The following is a 17052-nucleotide window of genomic DNA, read 5'->3' as shown; positions in this document are numbered from 1 at the left end:
ACCGCCCGCGCCCGTCCCGACCGCCCGGGCCCGACCCGAGCGCCCGGGCTCGACCCGAGCGCGCCTCCCCGTGACCCGCGGTGCGCCGAGAGGCGGATTTCGCATGTCGCGCGGGCGCGCGAGCTGCGAAATCCGCCTCTCGAGGGCCCGCACGCCCGGCGCAGGAGCAGCCGGGCATGGGGCGAGGGAGCAGGCAGGGGTCCGGGGCAGGGCGGGGCGTGTCAGAGACGGCGGGGCGGGGGAACAGGGTAGCCTGAACGGGAGGAAGCAGAACGGGCGAGGGAGCCGAGCATGCACACACCACGGCGTTCGGCGATCGTGACGGGCGCCGCCCGCGGGCTGGGGCGGGCGATCGCCCTCGAGCTCGCCCGGCGCGGTGAGCGCCTCGCCCTGTTCGACCTCGACCTCGACGGGGCGGCCGAGACCGCGCGGCTCATCCGCGAGGCCGCGCAGGAAGCCGGGTCAGGCACCGCCGGGCTCTCGGCCGAGACCGCAGCCGAGGCCTTCGCCGTCGACGTGAGCGACGAGACGAGTGTGCGCGAGGGTGTAGCCCGGGCCGCCGAGCGCCTCGGGCCGCCGCTGATCCTCGTCAACAACGCGGGCGTGCTGCGCGACGACCTGCTGTTCAAGATGCCCGTCGAGAGCTGGGACACCATCATGAACGTGCACCTGCGCGGCGCCTTCCTCATGAGCCGCGAGGCGCAGCAGTACATGGTGCGGCACGGCTGGGGCAGGATCGTGAACCTCTCGAGCACGTCGGCGCTCGGCAACGCCGGGCAGGCGAACTACTCGGCGGCGAAGGCGGGGATCCAGGGGTTCACGAAGACCCTCGCGCTCGAACTCGGCCGCTTCGGCGTCACCGCCAACGCGGTCGCGCCCGGATTCACGGTCACCGACATGACCCGCTCCGTCGCCGAGCGGCTGGGCGTCGGCTTCGACGAGCTCGTCGAGCGCGAGGCGGCCGCGGTGCCGGTGCGGCGGGTGGGCGCCCCCGAGGACATCGCGAACGCGGTGGCGTTCTTCACCGACGAGGCCAGCGGCTTCGTCTCGGGGCAGGTGCTGTACGTGGCGGGCGGCCCCCGAAGCTGAGCCCGCACCCAAAAGAAAGAGCGGGTGCGCCGGGGAATGGAGAGACCCCTGCGCACCCGCTCGGCTCGTCGCTAGGCGGTCTGGCCGCGGTGCTTGCCCTCGGCGATCTCCTCGACGAGCTTCGCGTTGAAGGCGGGCAGGTCGTCGGGGGTGCGGCTCGTCACGAGCCCCTGATCCACCACGACCTCCTCGTCGACCCACGTCGCTCCCGCGTTGCGCAGGTCCGTGCGCAGGCTCGGGTACGAGGTGACCTTGCGGCCCTGCAACACGTCGGCGTCGGCGAGGATCCAGCCGCCGTGGCAGATCGCCGCCACCGGCTTGTGCTGCTCGAAGAAGTCGCGGGTGAACGACACGGCGTGCTCGTCGAGCCGGATGTGGTCGCCGTTGACGACGCCGCCGGGCAGCACCAGGGCGTCGTAATCGCCGGCGCTCGCGTCGGAGGTCGATCGGCTCACGATCGCCTCGTGCCCGTTCTTGCCGCGGATCGTCCCCGTGTTCGTCGAGACGACGTCGACCTCGGTTCCGTGCTCCCGCACCGCGGCGAGGGGTTCCGTCAGCTCAGAATCCTCGAACCCGTTGGTGGCGAGGATCGCTACGCGCTTACCGGTCAGGTGCGCCATGGTGTTCTCCAATCTCGTTGCGTGCATCGATGAGCACCAGTCAACCCCGTCGCCGGCGCCCGGGGCACCCCGTTGCGCTGCTCGGTGCGATTCGCTATCTTGCCTGCGGGAGGCGATCCGGCGGCCCTGTGCACGCCACGGCCCGAGGCGTATGGTGGAGGGCATGTCACGGATCATTCTCTTCGGTGGACACGGCAAGATCGCGCTTCTCGCGGAGCCCCTGCTCACGGCTCGGGGCGACGGGGTGACGGCGGTGATCCGCAACCCCGACCACGCCGACGAGGTGCGGGCCACCGGCGCCGAGCCGCTCGTGGCCGACATCGAGCGGCTCGACGTCGACGCGCTCGCAGAGCTGATCGCGGGTCACGACGCGGTCGTCTGGTCGGCGGGCGCCGGGGGCGGCAACCCGGCGCGCACGCGCGCGGTGGACCACGAGGCCGCGGTGCGCAGCATGGACGCGGCCGAGCGGGCCGGCGTGCGGCGCTACGTGATGGTCTCCTATTTCCGCGCATCGCCGCAGCACGGGGTCGACCCCGACCACCCCTTCTTCGCGTACGCCGAGGCGAAGGCCGCGGCCGACGAGCACCTGCGCGCCTCCTCTCTCGACTGGACGGTGCTCGGCCCGAGCGCCCTCACGCTCGATCCGGGCACGGGCCGGATCGACGTCGACGCCGAGGACTCGGAGAGCGTGCCGCGCGCGGACGTCGCAGCGGTCATCGCGGCGGTGCTCGCGGACGACGGTACGATCGGCCGCACGATCCGCTTCAACTCCGGCGGCACGCCCATCGCCGAGGCGGTGGCGGCCCGAGCCTGAGCCCCGGCGTCGATAGACTCCGAGGGATGAGACGCGGCAGCACCCGGCGCAGAGCGCAGCGAGAGTTCCCGATCCGCTACGACGACGGCTTCCGGGGCGGCATCGCCATGCTCGTGTCGGCCCCGGTGCTCGCGGTGCCGCTGATCGCCTTCGGCCGTCAGGGGCTGCGCGAGGAAGCGGGCCTCGTGCTCGCCGCCCTGTGCGCGACGTTCTCGGTCTTCTTCCTGCTCTATCTGCTCTGGACTCATCGCCTGTTCTCGCGAACGGCGCCGGCGGATGCGCTGCGGATCGCCGCGACGCAGCACCGCCGCGGTGCGAGTCGTCTCTCGCGGGTGATCGGCCTCAAGACGGCGGAGGACTGGAGCATGACGGCGGCGCTCGTCGCTCTGCTGGTCTCGCTGGTGGCTGCGGCGGTGGGGGTGCGGCAGGGCGGGATGTGGTTGCCGCTGCTGGTGCTGCTCACTGTCGGCACCGCCTGGGCCACCGTGGTGTACGCGTTCGCGCTGCGCTACTTCCGGCTGCACGCGGCCGGCGAGACGATCCATTTCGACATCGTCGAATCGCCGGGCTTCGGCGATTTCGTGTCGATGGCGGTGATGGTCTCGTCGGTGGGTGCGATGTCGGCGGGAACTCCGCGCACGCGCGCCGGCCTCGGTACGGTGCGCACGCACACCTTCATCTCGTTCGCCTTCAACGCGCTCGTCGTCGCGATGGCGGTCTCGCTCATCTCGAGCCTCATCATCTCGGGGTGATGGGCGGAGCGAGATCCCTGATTCCCGAAGGCGGACGGGGATCGCGCCCGCGACGCTGCACTCAGTCGCCCGTGGTGGTGGCCCGTTCGAGCAGGCGGTCGGGGAGCATCGGGATCAGACGCCGGATCAGGCGGTAGCGCCAGTCCGAGACGATCACGGCCCGCCCGCGGTGCAGGCCGCGCAGACCCTCGCGGGCGACTCGACGGGTGTCGGCCCACGCGATTCGGGGCAGCCTGGGCAGATGATCCTCGCCCATGCGCACATGGAACTCCGTGTCGAGCAGGCCCGGGCAGAGCGCCGTGACCCGCACGCCCGTTCCGCGATAGCGCGCGTTCAGCGAACGCGAGAGCGATACCGTCGCGGCCTTGGCCGCGCCGTAGGTGCCGCTCGGCGTGAATGCGGCGACGCTCGCGACGTTCATGATCCAGCCGCGACGGCGGGCGAGCATGCCTGGGATCGCGGCGTGGGCGAGCCGCAGCGGCGCCCACGACAGCAGTTCGTGCAGGCGCCGCTCGTCGGAGAGGCGGCTCGACTCGAAGCCGTCGTAGACGCCGAAGCCCGCGTTGCTGATGAGGATGTCGACGGGGGAGTCGGGATCGGCGACGCGCCGCGCTGCGCGCTCGAGGCCGTCGTGCGCGGTGAGGTCGGCCGCCAGCACCTCGACGGCGACGCCGTGGTCGTGCCGCAGACGCCGGGCCAGCCGCTCGAGCCGGGCTTCGTCGCGGGCGACGAGCACGAGGTTCACGCGGCGCTCGGCGAGCTGGCGGGCGAGCTCGGTGCCGAGCCCGACGGATGCGCCGGTGACGAGAGCGAGATATGCCATAGCGGTCAGTCTCTCATCCCCGGGTCCGGCGATCGCGCGGAATGGGGGTCGGGACCGCGCGACGCCCTGGATCCCGCCGGCTGACGCCGTGCCAGAGCCTCAGGCCATCGCCGTCGTCGGGTTCGGCCTGCTGGGCGCGCTGCTGCTCGGCTCGCTGTTCCTCGTGCCCGGATCAGGGCGCGCGGTGGATCGCCGCACCTGCGGCGGGGATCGTGCGGCTGCTCGAAGTCGTCGCCGGTGCGGGCCGCCGAGCAGCGCGACCTCGCGGCGGAGGGCTGGGGCCTGCGCGTCTACGAGGCGACTTCTTCGGTGGGCGATCGCGATACGACGCCGCGGGCTCACCGCGGAGCAAGCGGGGAACCGCGCCCATCTGCACGGTGCGATGATCGCGCGCGGCTTCGAGCCCTACGAGCTGGAGTGACGGCACTTCTCGTACCCGCTCGGCGACGACGCCGGACCGTTCGACGCCCCGGTGCGCTAGACGCTCGGCGCCGTCTCGGCGGGCGACGCCGCGGCTGTGGTCGAAGGAGGGGGTGCGAAGCAGACCGCGGCCCAGGTGGTGATCGGCACGGCGAGCACGAGCCCGATGCTGCCGCACAGGGTGCGCACCACCTCGATCGCGATGTCCTCGTGCGTGAGCAGCGAGAGCAGGGGCCGGTCGTAGAGGTACAGCAGGATCAGCACGCCGAGCGCCGCACCGACGTACGCGAAGAACACCGTGTACACGGTCGACGCGATGTGGTCGCGCCCGATCCGCATCGCGCTCGCGTACACCTCGTGCCGCGGCATCGCGGGGGCGGCCGCCCGCAGCTCCCACACGGACGACGCCTGGGTGATCGTGACGTCGTTGAGGATCCCGAGCCCGGCGATGATGACGGAGCAGCTGAGCAGTCCTCGGAAGTCGATGTGCTCGACCACACCCGCGAGCGTGCCCGAGGCCTCGTCGCCGATGCCGCTGAGGCGCGTCGCCTGGGCGGCGATCAGCGAGACGCCGGCCATGATCGCGATGCCGCAGAGTGTGCCGACGAGCGCCGAGGTGGTGCGCATGTTGAAGCCGTGTACCAGGTAGAGGATCGTGAACATGATCGCGCTCGACGCGATGACCCCGACGAGCAGGCCGGGGGAGCCGGCCACGAGCGCGGGCAGCAGGAAGGCGAGGATCACGGCCGCGCTGATCCCGAGCGCGAGGAGGGCGAGCAGGCCTCTGAGCCTGCCCACCGCGATCACGACCGCGACGAAGACGAGCGCGAGGATCGCGAGCGGCAGGCCGCGGAACACGCCCGACACGCTGTACTGGTTCGCGAGCTGGTAGCGGGTCTCGGCGACGGGCGCGTGCGGATAGGCCATGAGCTCGAGACGGTCCCCGGGTTGCAGACCGGCCCGGGTGACGGCTCCTCGAGCGGTGATGTCGACGACGTGCCCGGCGTCGTCGCCGCTGCGGATGCCGATCGAGAAGGTCAGGCAGTCGTCGGCCGTGCTGCCGTCGACTTCGGCGCAGCCCTCGGTCACCGCGAGCAGTTCGCCCGTCTCGAAGGTGGTGCCCTCCGCGACGAGGGGTGCGCGGTCCGCGGTCTTGGCGACTTGGTCGTAGTCGGGCCAGAGGGCGATGAGGCCCCAGGCGGTCGCGGCCGCCACGAGCGCGAGCACCGTGAACGCGACGAGCTTGATAGGCGTAACGATTCTCATTACGGAAATAGTAGCGCCGCGAGTGTCTCCCGGCGTCATCCGCCGGCGCCGTGTCGCGGGCTCCCGGTACCCTGGAGGCATGAGCAGCGAGACCACCGACCCCCAGCTCTCCGAGACCGCGCGCGTCGCGCGCGACCTCATCCGCATCGACACCACCAACCGCGGAGGCGGAGACGCCGAGCCCGAGCTGCCCGCCGCCGAGTACGTCGCGACGTACCTGCGCGATCTGGGGCTCGAGCCGCAGATCTTCGAGTCGCTGCCGGGCCGGGCCAGCGTCGTCGCGCGCGTGCCCGGAGCCGAACCCGGCCTGCCCGCCCTGGTGCTGCACGGTCACCTCGACGTCGTGCCGGCAGACCCCGCCGGGTGGAGCGTCGATCCGTTCGCCGGCGTCATCGCAGGGGGCATGCTGTGGGGGCGCGGCGCGGTCGACATGAAAGACATGGACGCGATGATGCTCACGGCGGTGGCCGAGCTGCTGCGCTCGGGGGAGCGGCCCCGGCGCGAGGTCATCCTCGCCTTCTTCGCCGACGAGGAGAACGGCGGCGTCTACGGCTCGCACCACCTCGTCGAGCACCACCCCGAGCTTTTCTCAGGGGCCGAGACCGCGATCAGCGAGGTCGGCGGCTACTCCATCGACGTGGCCGGCACGCGCGCCTACCTCATCCAGACCGGCGAGAAGGCGCTCGACTGGATCCGCCTGCGCGCCCGGGGCACCGCCGCCCACGGCTCGCGCGTCTGGCATGACAACGCCCTCACCCGTCTCGCCGAGGCCATCGCGGCGCTCGGGCGGCACGAATGGCCCGTCACCCTCTGCGACACCACGCGCGACCTCATCGACCACCTCGCGGCGATCCTCGGCGAAGACCCGCACGAGGTGGCGCCCGACGAGCTCGTGCTGCGGCTCGGCAAGGGCGGCGGCTTCATCCAGGCCAGCCTGCGCAACACGAGCAACCCGACCGTGCTCACCGCGGGTTACAAGCACAATGTCATCCCCGACACCGCCGAAGCGCTCGTCGATGTGCGCTCCCTGCCCTCCGAGCAGGGAGACGTGCTCGCGCAGGTGCAGCGCATCGTCGGCCCGGACATCGAGATCGAGACGGTGCGCACCGACATCGGTCTCGAGGTGCCCTTCGCCGGCGAGGTCGTCGACGCCATGACCGAGAGCCTGCGCCGCGCCGACCCCGACGCGCGCGTGCTGCCCTACCTGCTCTCCGGCGGCACCGACAACAAGGCGCTGTCACGCCTCGGCATCGCGGGCTACGGGTTCGTGCCCCTGCGCCTGCCCGCAGACCTCGACTTCCCCGGCATGTTCCACGGCGTCGACGAGCGGGTGCCCCTCGACGCCCTCGACTTCGGGCACCGAGTGCTCGTCGACCTGCTGCGCACCTACTGACGCCGGTCCTCCCGGCCGAGCCGGCTGCGACCGCGGTTCGCACTCGCGCCCGACCGGGGCGTCACGGGGTTTCGCCGCGACCCTGGGCTATCCTGGACGGCGGCCCGCGACGGCCGCACGCTTCCATCCGCCACGAAAGGACATGATGGGCTTCTTCGACGCGATCCTGCTGGGCATCCTGCAGGGTCTCACCGAGTTCCTGCCGATCTCGTCGAGCGCTCACCTGCGCATCGCGAGCGAGCTGCTCGGCATCGGCGACGCCGGCGCCGCCTTCACCGCGATCACCCAGATCGGCACCGAGGCGGCGGTCATCGTGTTCTTCTGGCGCGACATCGTCCGCATCATCGGCCGCTGGTTCCAGTCGCTCACCGGCAAGGCGGCCCGCACCGACCCCGACGCCCTGATGGGGTGCTGGATCATCATCGGCACGATCCCCATCGTGGTGCTCGGCCTGCTGTTCCAGGACCAGATCGAGACGACGCTGCGCTCGCTCTGGTTCACGGCGATCACGCTCATCGTCTTCGGTCTACTGCTCGGCGCCGCCGACTGGGCCGGGCGCAAGACGAGGCCGCTCGAGAAGCTCACCTGGAAGCACGGCCTCGTCTTCGGCTTCGCCCAGTCGCTCGCGCTGATCCCGGGCGTCTCCCGCTCCGGCGGCACCATCACGGCCGGCCTCTTCATGGGCTACACCCGCGAGGCCGCGACGCGCTACTCCTTCCTGCTCGCCATCCCCGCCGTGCTCGGCTCGGGCTTCTACCAGCTCCTCAAAGCCCTCCGAGCCCCCGAGGGCGACACCCCGATGGGCCTCACCGCCATCGCCACCGCAGTGGCGTTCGTGATCGCCCTCGTGGTGATCGGCGTGTTCATGAAGTACATCTCGAAGCGCAGTTTCCTGCCCTTCGTGATCTACCGGGTGCTGCTCGGCATCGCGATCATCGTGCTGCTGAGCACCGGCGTGCTCACCGCCGAGGGCGGCACCGCCGTCGCATCAGTGGCCGACGTAGCGACCGCGGGGGCGATCCGATGAGAACCTGGACCCCTCCCGAGCTGCCCGAACTGCCCGGCGCCGGCCTCACGCCCAAGCTGTACAACACCGCCACCGGGCGCTTCGAGTACCCCGCCATCTCCGAGGGGCGCGCGCTGCTCTACGTGTGCGGCATCACCCCCTATGATGCGACCCACCTCGGCCACGCGTTCACCTACCTCGCGTTCGACATCATGCAGCGCGCCTGGCGCGACGCCGGCATCGAGACGGTCTACGCGCAGAACATCACCGACGTCGACGATCCGCTGCTCGAGCGCGCCGCCTCGACCGACGTCGACTGGCGCTCGCTCGCCGACGAGCAGATCGGGCTCTTCCGCTCCGACATGCACCGCATGGGCATGATCCCGCCCGAGCACTACGTCGCGGTCACCGAGCAGATCGACGAGATCGCCGCCGCCGTGCGCGAGCTGGTCGAGCGCGGTCTCGCCTACTCGGTGCCGACCGTTGACTCCGAGGGCGACGACATCTACTTCGACACCGATGCGGCCGAGCGGGAGTCGCAGTGGCGGCTCGGCGACGTCGCACCCTACGACCACGGCACGATGCTGCAGCTCAGCGCAGAGCGCGGCGGCGACCCGCAGCGCGCGGGCAAGCGCAACCCGCTCGATCCGCTGCTGTGGCGGGCGGTTCGCGCGGGCGAGCCGAGCTGGGAGAGCCCCGTCGGCGAGGGCCGGCCCGGCTGGCACATCGAGTGCTCGGTGATCGCGACGAGAGCCCTCGGCGGCGCGTTCACGGTGCAGGGCGGCGGGTCCGATCTCGTCTTCCCGCACCACGAGTTCACCGCGGCACACGCCACCGCCATCTCGGGCACGCCCCTCGCGCACGCCTACTGCCACGCGGGCCTCGTCGCCTACCAGGGGCACAAGATGTCGAAGTCGCGCGGCAATCTCGTCTTCGTGTCGAAGCTGCTCGACGGCACGCACGGCGCCTGCGCGGGGGTGCCGGCCGACCCGTCCGCGATCCGCCTCGGGCTGCTCGCGCACCACTACCGCTCCGAGTGGGAGTGGCACGACGCCGACCTCGAGACCGCGAACCGCCGGCTCGAGGCGTGGCGCGAGGGGCTCGAGCGCGGCGGCGACGACCTCGCCTCCGCGACCGCGGTGCTGCAGCAGCTGCGCGCCGCCCTCGCGAACGACCTCGACACACCGGTGATGCTCGCCACGCTCGACGCCGCCCTCGATCGCGGGGTCGACGACCCCGCGCTGATCGCGGCTGCCGTCGACGCGCTGCTCGGGGTGAAGCTGTAAGAGCGGCTATCGAGTCGGCCGGTTCTGTACGAGTCGGTGCGGGTGGGGCTTGCGAGGCGCGTCAGCGCTGCTCGGGATCCGCGTCGTCGCCCTCGTCGCCGCGATCGCGGGCCTCGCCCGTGAGATCCGGCTCGCCCGTGAGATCCGGCTCGCCCGGGAGATCCGGCTCGCCCGTGAGATCCGGCTCGATCGCCTCGGTCTGCTCGATGCCGCGCGATCCGCCCTCGAGGAACTTCTCGAACTCGAGGGCGAGCGCGTCGCCCGTCGCCTCCGCGGCCATGGCATCGTCGCGCGACTCCTCGAGCCCGCGGATGTAGCGCGACATCTCTTCGTCGGCGGCGGCGATCCGGTTGATGTTCGCCTCCCACTCGTTGGCCTGCATCAGCAGTTCGCCGCGCGGGATCACGATGTCTAGCAGTTCCTCGAGCTTGTCGAGCAGCGCGAGCGTGGCCTTCGGGGAGGGGGTGCTGTGCACGTAGTGGGGCACCTGGGCCCAGAGCGAGATCGCCGAGATGCCGGCCTGCGCGAGTGCGAGGTCGACGACGGTCGCGATGCCGGTGGGGCCCTCGTAGCTGCTGCGCACGGCGCCGGTCTCGGCGCGGCGCTCGGCGCTCTCGGTCGAGACCGACACGGCGATGGGGCGGGAGTGCGGCGCGTCCGAGAACATCGCGCCGAGGATGATGACGGTGTCGATGCTCCACACGTCGATGAGCTCGACGATCTCGTCGGCGAAGTTCTGCCAGTCGCGGGCCGGCTCGACGCCGGCGAGGAGGAAGAGGTCGGTGACGGGACTGCCGTCGATGCGCCGCAGCGTCTCCTCGTCGGGGCGGGGCGGGGCCGGCGCGTCTCCCGGGCGCTGCACCGTGCCGTACAGGCGGGTGTCGGGCCACTCGAGCACACGGTTGCCCTCGGCGTCGAAGATCAGCTTGGGACGGTGCACCTGGAAGTCGACGTAGCCCTCCGAGCTGATGACGTGCAGCACCTCCGCGTCGATGAGCCCCCCGAGGTGCTGCAGAACCTCGGTGGTGGCGTCGCCGGCGTCGCTCCAGCCCTGGAAGGCGACGATCAGCACGCGGGGCTGCGGGGAGGCGGTCTCAGACATGCCCTCCAGGATATCGACACCGCGCCCGAGAACCGACGTTTCCGCCGAGCGCGCGATCTCGGCGTCGCATCGCGGCCCGACGGGAGGGGGTGCCCGCCGCGGTCTCCCGGCGCGGTCGAGGTTCCGTCGGTAAACTGGTGCGGATGAGCGCACTTTCCCAGCACGAAGCACCCGCCGCCGTCCTGTGGGACATGGACGGCACCGTGATCGATTCGGAGCCGCTGTGGCTCGAGGCCGAGCTCTCGATGCTCTCGCGCTACGGCATCGAGCTGACCGCCGAGGTGCGGGACCGCATGATCGGATCGGGGCTGCGCAACGCGGCGGTCGTCTTCCAGCAGATGGGCGTTCCGCTCGGCGTCGACGAGATCATCGCGGAGTGGGAGACGGCGGTGATCGCCGGACTGCGCGAGGCCGGCCCGCAGTGGCGTCCGGGCGCCGTGGAGCTGCTCGAGTCGCTCGCGACGGCGGGCATCCCGAGCGCGCTCGTGACGATGGCCGTGCGGTCGATCGCCGACGCCGTCGTCGGGCTGCTGCCCGAGGGCCTGTTCCGCGGCATCGTCGCGGGCGACGAGGTGGAACATGAGAAGCCGGATCCTGATCCCTACCTGCGCGGGGCAGCCCTGCTCGACGTGCCGATCGAGCGCTGCCTCGCGATCGAGGACTCCTTCACCGGCCTGGCCGCCGCCCACTCATCGGGCGCGGTCGCGATCGGGGTGCCCAACCTGCTCGACCTCACCGGTGCATCGGCGCACGAGGTGTGGCCGACGCTCGCCGGCGTCGACGCGGATAGACTTTCCGAGCGTTTCCGCTCCCTGCGGAACGCCGAGCAGACGACGGGAGCGCAGCGGTGAGCGAGCAGCAGAGCACGGACGATTCGATCGTCGGCGCCGATTCGGGCCGGGCGCCGCAGGCCGCCGGCGAGCACGCGCCCTCGGCCCGCGGGCCCCTCGGCTACGGCGACCGGGTGCAGCTCACCGGCCCCAAGGGCCGCCTCAACACGATCACGCTCGTGCCGGGCGGCGAGTTCCACAGCCACCGCGGCATGATCCGCCACGAGGAGATCGTGGGCCTGCCCGACGCCTCCGTGGTGGTGAACAGCAGCGGTGAGGAGTACCTCGCGCTGCGCCCGCTGCTCTCCGACTTCGTCATGTCGATGCCGCGGGGGGCGGCGATCGTCTACCCCAAGGACGCCGCGCAGATCCTGTCGCTCGCCGACATCTTCCCGGGGGCCCGCGTGGTCGAGGCGGGTGTCGGGTCAGGTGCGCTGTCGCTGCACCTGCTGCGCGGGATCGGCCCCGAGGGGCGCCTGTTCTCGTTCGAGCGCCGTGAGGAGTTCGCCGACATCGCCCGCGGCAACGTGGCGGCCTTCTCGGGGCGCGCCCCCGAGAACTGGACCGTCACGGTCGGCGATCTGCAGCAGACGCTGCCCTCGAGCTGCGACGACGGCAGCGTCGACCGCGTGGTGCTCGACATGCTCGCGCCGTGGGAGTGCGTCGACGTCTCGGCTCGGGCGCTCGCGCCCGGCGGCGTGCTCATCTGCTACGTCGCCACCGTGACCCAGCTCTCGCGCACGGCCGAGGAGATCCGCCGCAGCGGCCTCTTCACGCACCCCCAGTCGTCCGAGACGATGGTGCGCGGCTGGCACGTCGAGGGGCTCGCGGTGCGCCCCGACCACCGCATGGTCGCGCACACCGGCTTCCTCATCGCAGCGCGCAGGCTCGCGCCAGGCGCGCAACTGCCCGAACTCAAGCGCCGCGCGTCGAAGAGCGAGTTCACCGACGAGGATCTCGCCAGCTGGCTGCCCGACATGGGCGAGCAGGGCGATCCCGGCGCCTGGACTCCCGAGGTGGTGGGCGAGCGCGGCAAGAGCGACAGAGTGCTGCGCAAGAAGGTGCGCGAGGCCCAGCGCTTCGCCCGCGAGCGCGGCGCCGACGACTGAGCGGGGCGCCCCCGGGTCGGCGGGTCTCCGGCCCAGCCGAGTTTCGATAGGATAGCCGGGTTCAGTTCGGCCGCTCTGCGGCCGAATCGGCTTCTCCGAGAGGTGCACATGCTTCGTCGACTCGTTCCCGCCACCGCAGCCGCCGCGCTGCTCCTCGCCGGCGTCACAGGCTGCAGCGCGCAGCAGGCGGCCGCGGCAGACTGCGAGCCGACGCTGCACCCCGGCGCCATGAGCGACGGCGTGCAGGTGAGCGGCGGTTTCGGCGAGACCCCCGACGTGTCGATCCCCGACGATCTGCAGGTGCTCTCCACGCAGCGCACGGTGGTCGACGAGGCCGAGGATCGCAGCCGCGTCGCCGACGAGCAGTCGCTCGTGGGCGTCAACATGGCGTTCTTCGACTCGACGAGCGGCGAGCCGCTCTACGAGAGCCCGGGCTTCGCCGCGGCGGATCAGTCGGCTGAGTTCCTGATGGTGTCCGAGGACGCCCCGAACCCGCTCAGCGAATCGCTGCGCTGCGCCGCGCCCGGCGACCGGGTCGTCATCGCGATCGCACCCGAGGAGGGCTCGCAGCTCGCGATGCAGCTGGGAGGCAGCCCCGACGCCCCGCTCGTCGGCGTGATCGACGTCGTCTCGACCGGTCCGCTCGCCGCGCAGGGTTCCGCGCGCGGTCTGCCGAACGGCTACCCGGCCGTCGTCACCGACCACGAGGGTCGTCCCGGCATCGTGCTGCCGCCCCGCGACGCGCCCGCCGGCACCTCGTCGGCCGTGCGCGTCGAGGGCGACGGCGCCGAGGTCGAGGCCGACGACAACGTCGTCGCGCAGCTGCTCGTGGTGGGCTGGGACGGGGCCGTGCAGACCAACAGCTGGGACACGGGCCTGATGGGGCTCGGCAACGAGCAGCAGGTCTCCGAGTCGGGCTACACCTTCCGCGACCAGCTGACGGGCAAGAAGGTCGGCTCGCAGGTCGTCATCATCGAGAACGAGTCGGACGCCGACGCGAAGGTCGTGGTGGTCGACATCATCGGGGTCGGCTGAGGTCCGGGTGCCCGGTCGCGTTCCGGGCGAGCAGCGCGTCTTCAGCCTGGTGCTCGCCCTGGTCGTGAGCCCCGAGGGGCTCACGAAGCAGGAGCTGCTGTCGACCGTGCACGGCTACGCCGGTCGCGCGCGATCCGCGTCGGAGCGCGCCGCCCTCGACCGGCAGTTCGAGCGCGACAAGGAGCAGCTGCGCGAGCTCGGCATCCAGATCGATACGCTCGACTCACCCCTGCAACCGGGCAACAACCAGCTCACCCGCTACCGCATCTCGAAGGAGCAGCTCGAGTTCCCGAGCGAGCTCCGCTTCGACGAGCGCGAGCTCATGCTGCTGCGCCTCGCGGCGCTCGCCTGGAGCGAGGGGAGCCTGAGCGCCGAGTCGCGGCGGGCCACGATGAAGCTCGAGGCGCTCGGGGCTGGGCTCGACGTGCAGCACCTCGGCGTCGCCCCGAGCCTCGGCACGGCCGAGCCGGCCGCGGCCCCGCTGCAGCGCGCCATCGACGAGGGTCGGATCGCGCGCTTCGACTACACGCTGCCGGGGCGCGCCGCCCCGCTCGAGCGCCGCGTGGCGCCGCTGCGGCTGCATCGGGTCGACGGGCGCTGGCACCTCATCTCGTGGGATCTCGACCGCGAGGCGGATCGGGTGTTCCTGCTCTCCCGCATCTCCGGCGAGGTGCGCGTCGCGGCTGAGCGCTTCGATCCCGCTCTGCGGGAGCGCGGCGAGCCCGCGATCGCCGCGCTGCTCGCCCTGCGCGAGCAGCGCCGAGCCGAGGTGCTGGTGCGCTGCGGCAGCGTCGCGGAAGCGCGGCTCGCGCCGCGCGCTTTGGGTGCGATGAACACGCCGGCGAGCGCCGAGGACGCGCCGCCGTGCGAACCCGGCTCCGGTGACGGAGCGGCGCGCGGGGGTCGGGCCGCCGAGGCGTGCGGCGGCCGCTCCGAGGACCGTGTGCGTCTCACCATCGGCGTGCTCGACCCGCATCTCTTCGCCGAGGAGATCATCGGTTACGGGGCGGACGCCGTGGTGACGTCTCCCGAGAGCCTTCGGGGTCTCGTCGCCGACGGCCTGCGCCGCATCGCGGCGGCCCACGGCGCGCCGCCGATCGGCGCCGCTCCCGCGAGCCCGAGCGCTCCCGCGGTTCCGGTCGCGGCCGACGACGAGGGAGGCCCCGATGCGTAAGCGCGTGCTCGCACCCGACCGGGTGCTGCTGCTGCTCTCGCTGATCCCGTACCTGCGCGAGCACGGCCCGACCCCCGTCCCGCAGCTGGCGGCGGCCTTCGACGTCGCACCCGAACTGCTGCGCGCGCTCGTGCGCTTCCTCGGCACGGCGGGCGTACCGGGGGAGACGCTGAGCTACCAGCACGAGGATCTCTTCGACATCGACTGGGACGCCCTCGAGCGCGACGACGTCGTGAGCCTCACCCACACGGTCGCGGTCGACGACGCGCCCAGGTTCGCCCCGTCGGAGACCGCCGCCATCATCGCCGGGCTGCAGGCGCTCACCCCCATGCTGGGGGAGGCCGACGCCCGGCTCGCGCAGCGGACCGCCGCGAGGCTCGGCGCCGCGCTCGGCGCCGGCGCCCCCGCGCTGTCGGTCACCGCCGATCCGCAGGACCCGCGGATCCCGCTCATCGTCTCGGCGATCGAGGCCCGCCGAGCGCTGGCGTTCGAGTACCGCGACGCGGCGGGGCGCACGAGCTCGCGCACCGCCGACCCCATCGCGCTGACGCAGCACGCCGGATCCTGGTACCTGCGCGCCCACTGCCGCGACCGTCGCGCCGAGCGCAGCTTCCGCGTCGAGCAGATGAGCGAGGCGCGCGTGCTGCAGCTGCCGGCCGAGCAGCACGAGGCCTCGGGCGAGGAGGCGCGCACGGCCTTCGACCTCGTGGCGACCCTGCCCGCGCATCTGCTGCCGAGGATCCGGGGCTTCGACCCCGAGGCGATCGAGGAGGACGCGGACGGCCGCGTGCGCGTGCGCGTCGAGGCCTGGCACGAGGGGGCCGCGATCCGGCTCGTTCAGGCCGCTCCGGGCGACGTCGTCATCGAGTCGCCGCGGCACGCCCGCGAGGCGGTGCGGGCGTGGGCGGAGCGCGCGCTCGGCGCCGCCGGCGCCGCCACCCCTCCAGGCGCGCTGGGATAAACTGAGCGAATGGCAGATCAGGCGCGCAAGAAGCGCAATCCCGAGGGGCGGATGAGCCTCGGGGACCACCTCGTCGAACTGCGCAAGCGCCTGATGATCTCGGTGATCGCGATCGTGCTCGGCCTGGTCGTCGGCTTCCTGCTCTCCGACTTCGTCTGGGACGTGCTGCGCCAGCCGGTCTACGACATCGCCGAGGAGCAGGGTCGCACCGCGCAGATCAACTACGACGACATCACGGGCGCGTTCGACACGCGCGTGCAGATCGCCCTGTTCATCGCGGTGATCGTCTCGTGCCCGATCTGGCTCTACCAGATCTGGGCCTTCCTCGCCCCCGGCCTGACCAAGCGCGAGAAGCTCTACGGGGTGGGATTCCTCTTCACCGCGGTGCCGCTGTTCCTGCTCGGCGCCTATGCCGGGTGGCTCGTGATCCCGAACATCGTGCGCCTGCTCACGAGCTTCGCGCCGCCCGAGGACGCCGCCTTCATGAGCGCGCGCAAGTACCTCGACTTCTCCACGAAGCTGCTGCTCGCGATCGGGATCGGCTTCGTGATGCCGGCCCTGCTCGTCATGCTCAACTTCCTTGGGGTGATCCGCGGCAAGACCATTCTCAAGAGCTGGCGCGTCGCGATCCTCATCATCATCCTCTTCGCCGGCATCGCGACCCCGGCGGTCGACCTCATGAGCATGTTCATGCTCGCGATACCGCTCGTCGTGCTCTACTTCGCGGCCGCGGGCGTCGCGCTGCTGCACGACAGGCGGGTCGACAAGAAGCGCGCGGCCGAGCTCGCCGAGTACGGCATCGACGGCACCGACATCGGCGATGACGCGGGCGAGACGCCCAGACGGGCGGGGAAGCAGCAGTGAACGACCAGTTCGACGCCGCCGAGCGGGCCGGGTCGGCGTAGACCGCGCTCGACGCCTTCTCCGCGCGCATCGGCTACCCGCTCGACGCGTTCCAGCGCACGGCGTGCGAGCGCCTCGAAGAGGGGCGCAGCGTGCTCGTGGCCGCGCCCACCGGCTCGGGCAAGACCACCGTCGCCGAGTTCGCGGTGTACCTGGCCCGTCGTGAGCGCGACGCCAGGATCTTCTACACCGCCCCCATCAAGGCTCTCTCCAACCAGAAGTTCCACGAGCTCTGCGAGGAGTACGGCGAAGACGAGGTCGGCCTGCTGACCGGCGACGTGAACCTGCGCGGCGACGCCCCGATCGTGGTGATGACCACCGAGGTGCTGCGCAACATGATCTACGCGGGCTCCGACGCGCTCGACGACCTGGCCTTCGTGGTGCTCGACGAGGTGCACTACCTCGGCGACCGGTGGCGCGGCGCGGTCTGGGAGGAGATCATCCTGCACCTGCCGCCCCAGGTGCGGCT

16 protein-coding genes and 1 pseudogene are annotated in these 17052 nt (G+C 71.9%); 13 read left to right on the top strand and 4 right to left on the bottom strand.

From position 1 onward, the window contains the following. The first annotated feature begins 291 nt into the window (after positions 1-291). On the top strand, positions 292-1089 hold the full coding sequence (locus Leucomu_RS08550) for an SDR family oxidoreductase (protein WP_128386955.1): 798 nt from the start codon (positions 292-294) through the stop codon (positions 1087-1089). Between the two features lie 71 nt (positions 1090-1160). Here Leucomu_RS08550 and Leucomu_RS08545 read toward each other — a convergent pair whose 3' ends face one another. Continuing rightward, on the bottom strand, positions 1161-1709 hold the full coding sequence (locus Leucomu_RS08545; protein WP_128386954.1) for a type 1 glutamine amidotransferase domain-containing protein: 549 nt from the start codon (positions 1707-1709) through the stop codon (positions 1161-1163). Between the two features lie 163 nt (positions 1710-1872). Between Leucomu_RS08545 and Leucomu_RS08540 the strand changes: the two genes are divergently transcribed. Both Leucomu_RS08540 and Leucomu_RS08535 read left to right on the top strand, forming a co-directional pair. Then, positions 1873-2523, top strand: a complete 651-nt coding sequence (locus tag Leucomu_RS08540; RefSeq protein ID WP_128386953.1) for an NAD(P)H-binding protein — start codon at positions 1873-1875, stop codon at positions 2521-2523. Between the two features lie 26 nt (positions 2524-2549). After that, positions 2550-3275, top strand: a complete 726-nt coding sequence (locus tag Leucomu_RS08535) for a DUF1345 domain-containing protein (protein WP_128386952.1) — start codon at positions 2550-2552, stop codon at positions 3273-3275. 61 nt (positions 3276-3336) lie between these two features. On the opposite strand, the gene Leucomu_RS08530 is transcribed toward Leucomu_RS08535, so the two are convergent. Together Leucomu_RS08530 and Leucomu_RS08525 are read right to left on the bottom strand one after the other, a co-directional pair. Continuing rightward, on the bottom strand, positions 3337-4098 hold the full coding sequence (locus tag Leucomu_RS08530) for an SDR family NAD(P)-dependent oxidoreductase (protein ID WP_128386951.1): 762 nt from the start codon (positions 4096-4098) through the stop codon (positions 3337-3339). 477 nt (positions 4099-4575) lie between these two features. Continuing rightward, entirely contained in the window at positions 4576-5784 is a 1209-nt protein-coding gene (locus tag Leucomu_RS08525) for a YibE/F family protein (RefSeq protein ID WP_164884529.1), read from the bottom strand. A 79-nt stretch (positions 5785-5863) separates the two neighbouring features. On the opposite strand from Leucomu_RS08525, the gene Leucomu_RS08520 reads away from it, so the two are divergent. The 3 genes from Leucomu_RS08520 (at position 5864) to mshC (ending at position 9469) form a co-directional block, all read left to right on the top strand. Further along, positions 5864-7177: a M20/M25/M40 family metallo-hydrolase gene (locus Leucomu_RS08520; protein WP_128386949.1), complete on the top strand. Its 1314-nt coding sequence runs from the start codon at positions 5864-5866 to the stop codon at positions 7175-7177. 145 nt (positions 7178-7322) lie between these two features. Further along, positions 7323-8204, top strand: a complete 882-nt coding sequence (locus Leucomu_RS08515) for an undecaprenyl-diphosphate phosphatase (protein WP_128387821.1) — start codon at positions 7323-7325, stop codon at positions 8202-8204. Beyond that, positions 8201-9469 (top strand): cysteine--1-D-myo-inosityl 2-amino-2-deoxy-alpha-D-glucopyranoside ligase, encoded by a 1269-nt coding sequence (mshC, locus tag Leucomu_RS08510; protein ID WP_128386948.1) that lies wholly within the window; start codon positions 8201-8203, stop codon positions 9467-9469. The genes Leucomu_RS08515 and mshC overlap by 4 nt, the downstream gene beginning before the upstream one ends. Before the next feature lie 61 nt (positions 9470-9530). On the opposite strand, the gene Leucomu_RS08505 is transcribed toward mshC, so the two are convergent. Further along, the gene (locus tag Leucomu_RS08505) at positions 9531-10571 is read right to left on the bottom strand and encodes a PAC2 family protein (RefSeq protein ID WP_128386947.1); all 1041 of its coding nucleotides are present in this window, start codon (positions 10569-10571) and stop codon (positions 9531-9533) included. 143 nt (positions 10572-10714) lie between these two features. Here Leucomu_RS08505 and Leucomu_RS08500 point away from each other — a divergent pair, with 143 nt between their 5' ends. The 7 genes and pseudogenes from Leucomu_RS08500 to Leucomu_RS15945 form a co-directional block, all read left to right on the top strand. Next, positions 10715-11422 (top strand): HAD family hydrolase, encoded by a 708-nt coding sequence (locus Leucomu_RS08500; protein ID WP_228407044.1) that lies wholly within the window; start codon positions 10715-10717, stop codon positions 11420-11422. Next, complete coding sequence (locus Leucomu_RS08495) at positions 11419-12510, top strand: tRNA (adenine-N1)-methyltransferase (RefSeq protein WP_128386946.1); 1092 nt, start codon at positions 11419-11421, stop codon at positions 12508-12510. Before Leucomu_RS08500 ends, Leucomu_RS08495 begins: the two co-directional genes overlap by 4 nt. 108 nt (positions 12511-12618) lie before the next feature. Further along, positions 12619-13545: a peptidylprolyl isomerase gene (locus tag Leucomu_RS08490; RefSeq protein ID WP_128386945.1), complete on the top strand. Its 927-nt coding sequence runs from the start codon at positions 12619-12621 to the stop codon at positions 13543-13545. Positions 13546-13552: 7 nt separating this feature from the next. Further along, positions 13553-14719 carry a helix-turn-helix transcriptional regulator gene (locus Leucomu_RS08485; protein ID WP_128386944.1) on the top strand — a complete coding sequence of 389 codons (1167 nt, stop codon included), beginning with the start codon at positions 13553-13555 and terminating at the stop codon, positions 14717-14719. Further along, complete coding sequence (locus Leucomu_RS08480) at positions 14712-15680, top strand: helix-turn-helix transcriptional regulator (RefSeq protein WP_128386943.1); 969 nt, start codon at positions 14712-14714, stop codon at positions 15678-15680. The genes Leucomu_RS08485 and Leucomu_RS08480 overlap by 8 nt, the downstream gene beginning before the upstream one ends. Positions 15681-15689: 9 nt before the next feature. After that, complete coding sequence (gene tatC / locus Leucomu_RS08475) at positions 15690-16544, top strand: twin-arginine translocase subunit TatC (protein WP_017884629.1); 855 nt, start codon at positions 15690-15692, stop codon at positions 16542-16544. Between the two features lie 131 nt (positions 16545-16675). After that, positions 16676-17029, top strand: a pseudogene (locus Leucomu_RS15945) (DEAD/DEAH box helicase); the annotation flags it as partial. Positions 17030-17052 lie beyond the last annotated feature (23 nt).

Origin of the sequence: Leucobacter muris (assembly GCF_004028235.1) — a bacterium.
In the GTDB taxonomy this organism is placed as follows: domain Bacteria; phylum Actinomycetota; class Actinomycetes; order Actinomycetales; family Microbacteriaceae; genus Leucobacter; species Leucobacter muris.
The sequence above is the reverse complement of the archived record's forward strand: the minus strand, read 5'-3'. Positions and strand labels throughout refer to the sequence as shown.

What these genes read in the sequence shown, in the direction of transcription:
- Leucomu_RS08505 (WP_128386947.1), bottom strand. Translation starts at nt 10,571, where the DNA reads ATGTCTGAGACCGCCTCCCCGCAGCCCCGCGTGCTGATCGTCGCCTTC.
- Leucomu_RS08535 (WP_128386952.1), top strand. Translation starts at nt 2,550, where the DNA reads ATGAGACGCGGCAGCACCCGGCGCAGAGCGCAGCGAGAGTTCCCGATC.
- tatC (WP_017884629.1), top strand. Translation starts at nt 15,690, where the DNA reads ATGGCAGATCAGGCGCGCAAGAAGCGCAATCCCGAGGGGCGGATGAGC.
- Leucomu_RS08525 (WP_164884529.1), bottom strand. Translation starts at nt 5,784, where the DNA reads ATGAGAATCGTTACGCCTATCAAGCTCGTCGCGTTCACGGTGCTCGCG.
- Leucomu_RS08540 (WP_128386953.1), top strand. Translation starts at nt 1,873, where the DNA reads ATGTCACGGATCATTCTCTTCGGTGGACACGGCAAGATCGCGCTTCTC.
- Leucomu_RS08480 (WP_128386943.1), top strand. Translation starts at nt 14,712, where the DNA reads ATGCGTAAGCGCGTGCTCGCACCCGACCGGGTGCTGCTGCTGCTCTCG.
- Leucomu_RS08550 (WP_128386955.1), top strand. Translation starts at nt 292, where the DNA reads ATGCACACACCACGGCGTTCGGCGATCGTGACGGGCGCCGCCCGCGGG.
- mshC (WP_128386948.1), top strand. Translation starts at nt 8,201, where the DNA reads ATGAGAACCTGGACCCCTCCCGAGCTGCCCGAACTGCCCGGCGCCGGC.
- Leucomu_RS08530 (WP_128386951.1), bottom strand. Translation starts at nt 4,098, where the DNA reads ATGGCATATCTCGCTCTCGTCACCGGCGCATCCGTCGGGCTCGGCACC.
- Leucomu_RS08515 (WP_128387821.1), top strand. Translation starts at nt 7,323, where the DNA reads ATGGGCTTCTTCGACGCGATCCTGCTGGGCATCCTGCAGGGTCTCACC.
- Leucomu_RS08500 (WP_228407044.1), top strand. Translation starts at nt 10,715, where the DNA reads ATGAGCGCACTTTCCCAGCACGAAGCACCCGCCGCCGTCCTGTGGGAC.
- Leucomu_RS08490 (WP_128386945.1), top strand. Translation starts at nt 12,619, where the DNA reads ATGCTTCGTCGACTCGTTCCCGCCACCGCAGCCGCCGCGCTGCTCCTC.
- Leucomu_RS08520 (WP_128386949.1), top strand. Translation starts at nt 5,864, where the DNA reads ATGAGCAGCGAGACCACCGACCCCCAGCTCTCCGAGACCGCGCGCGTC.
- Leucomu_RS08545 (WP_128386954.1), bottom strand. Translation starts at nt 1,709, where the DNA reads ATGGCGCACCTGACCGGTAAGCGCGTAGCGATCCTCGCCACCAACGGG.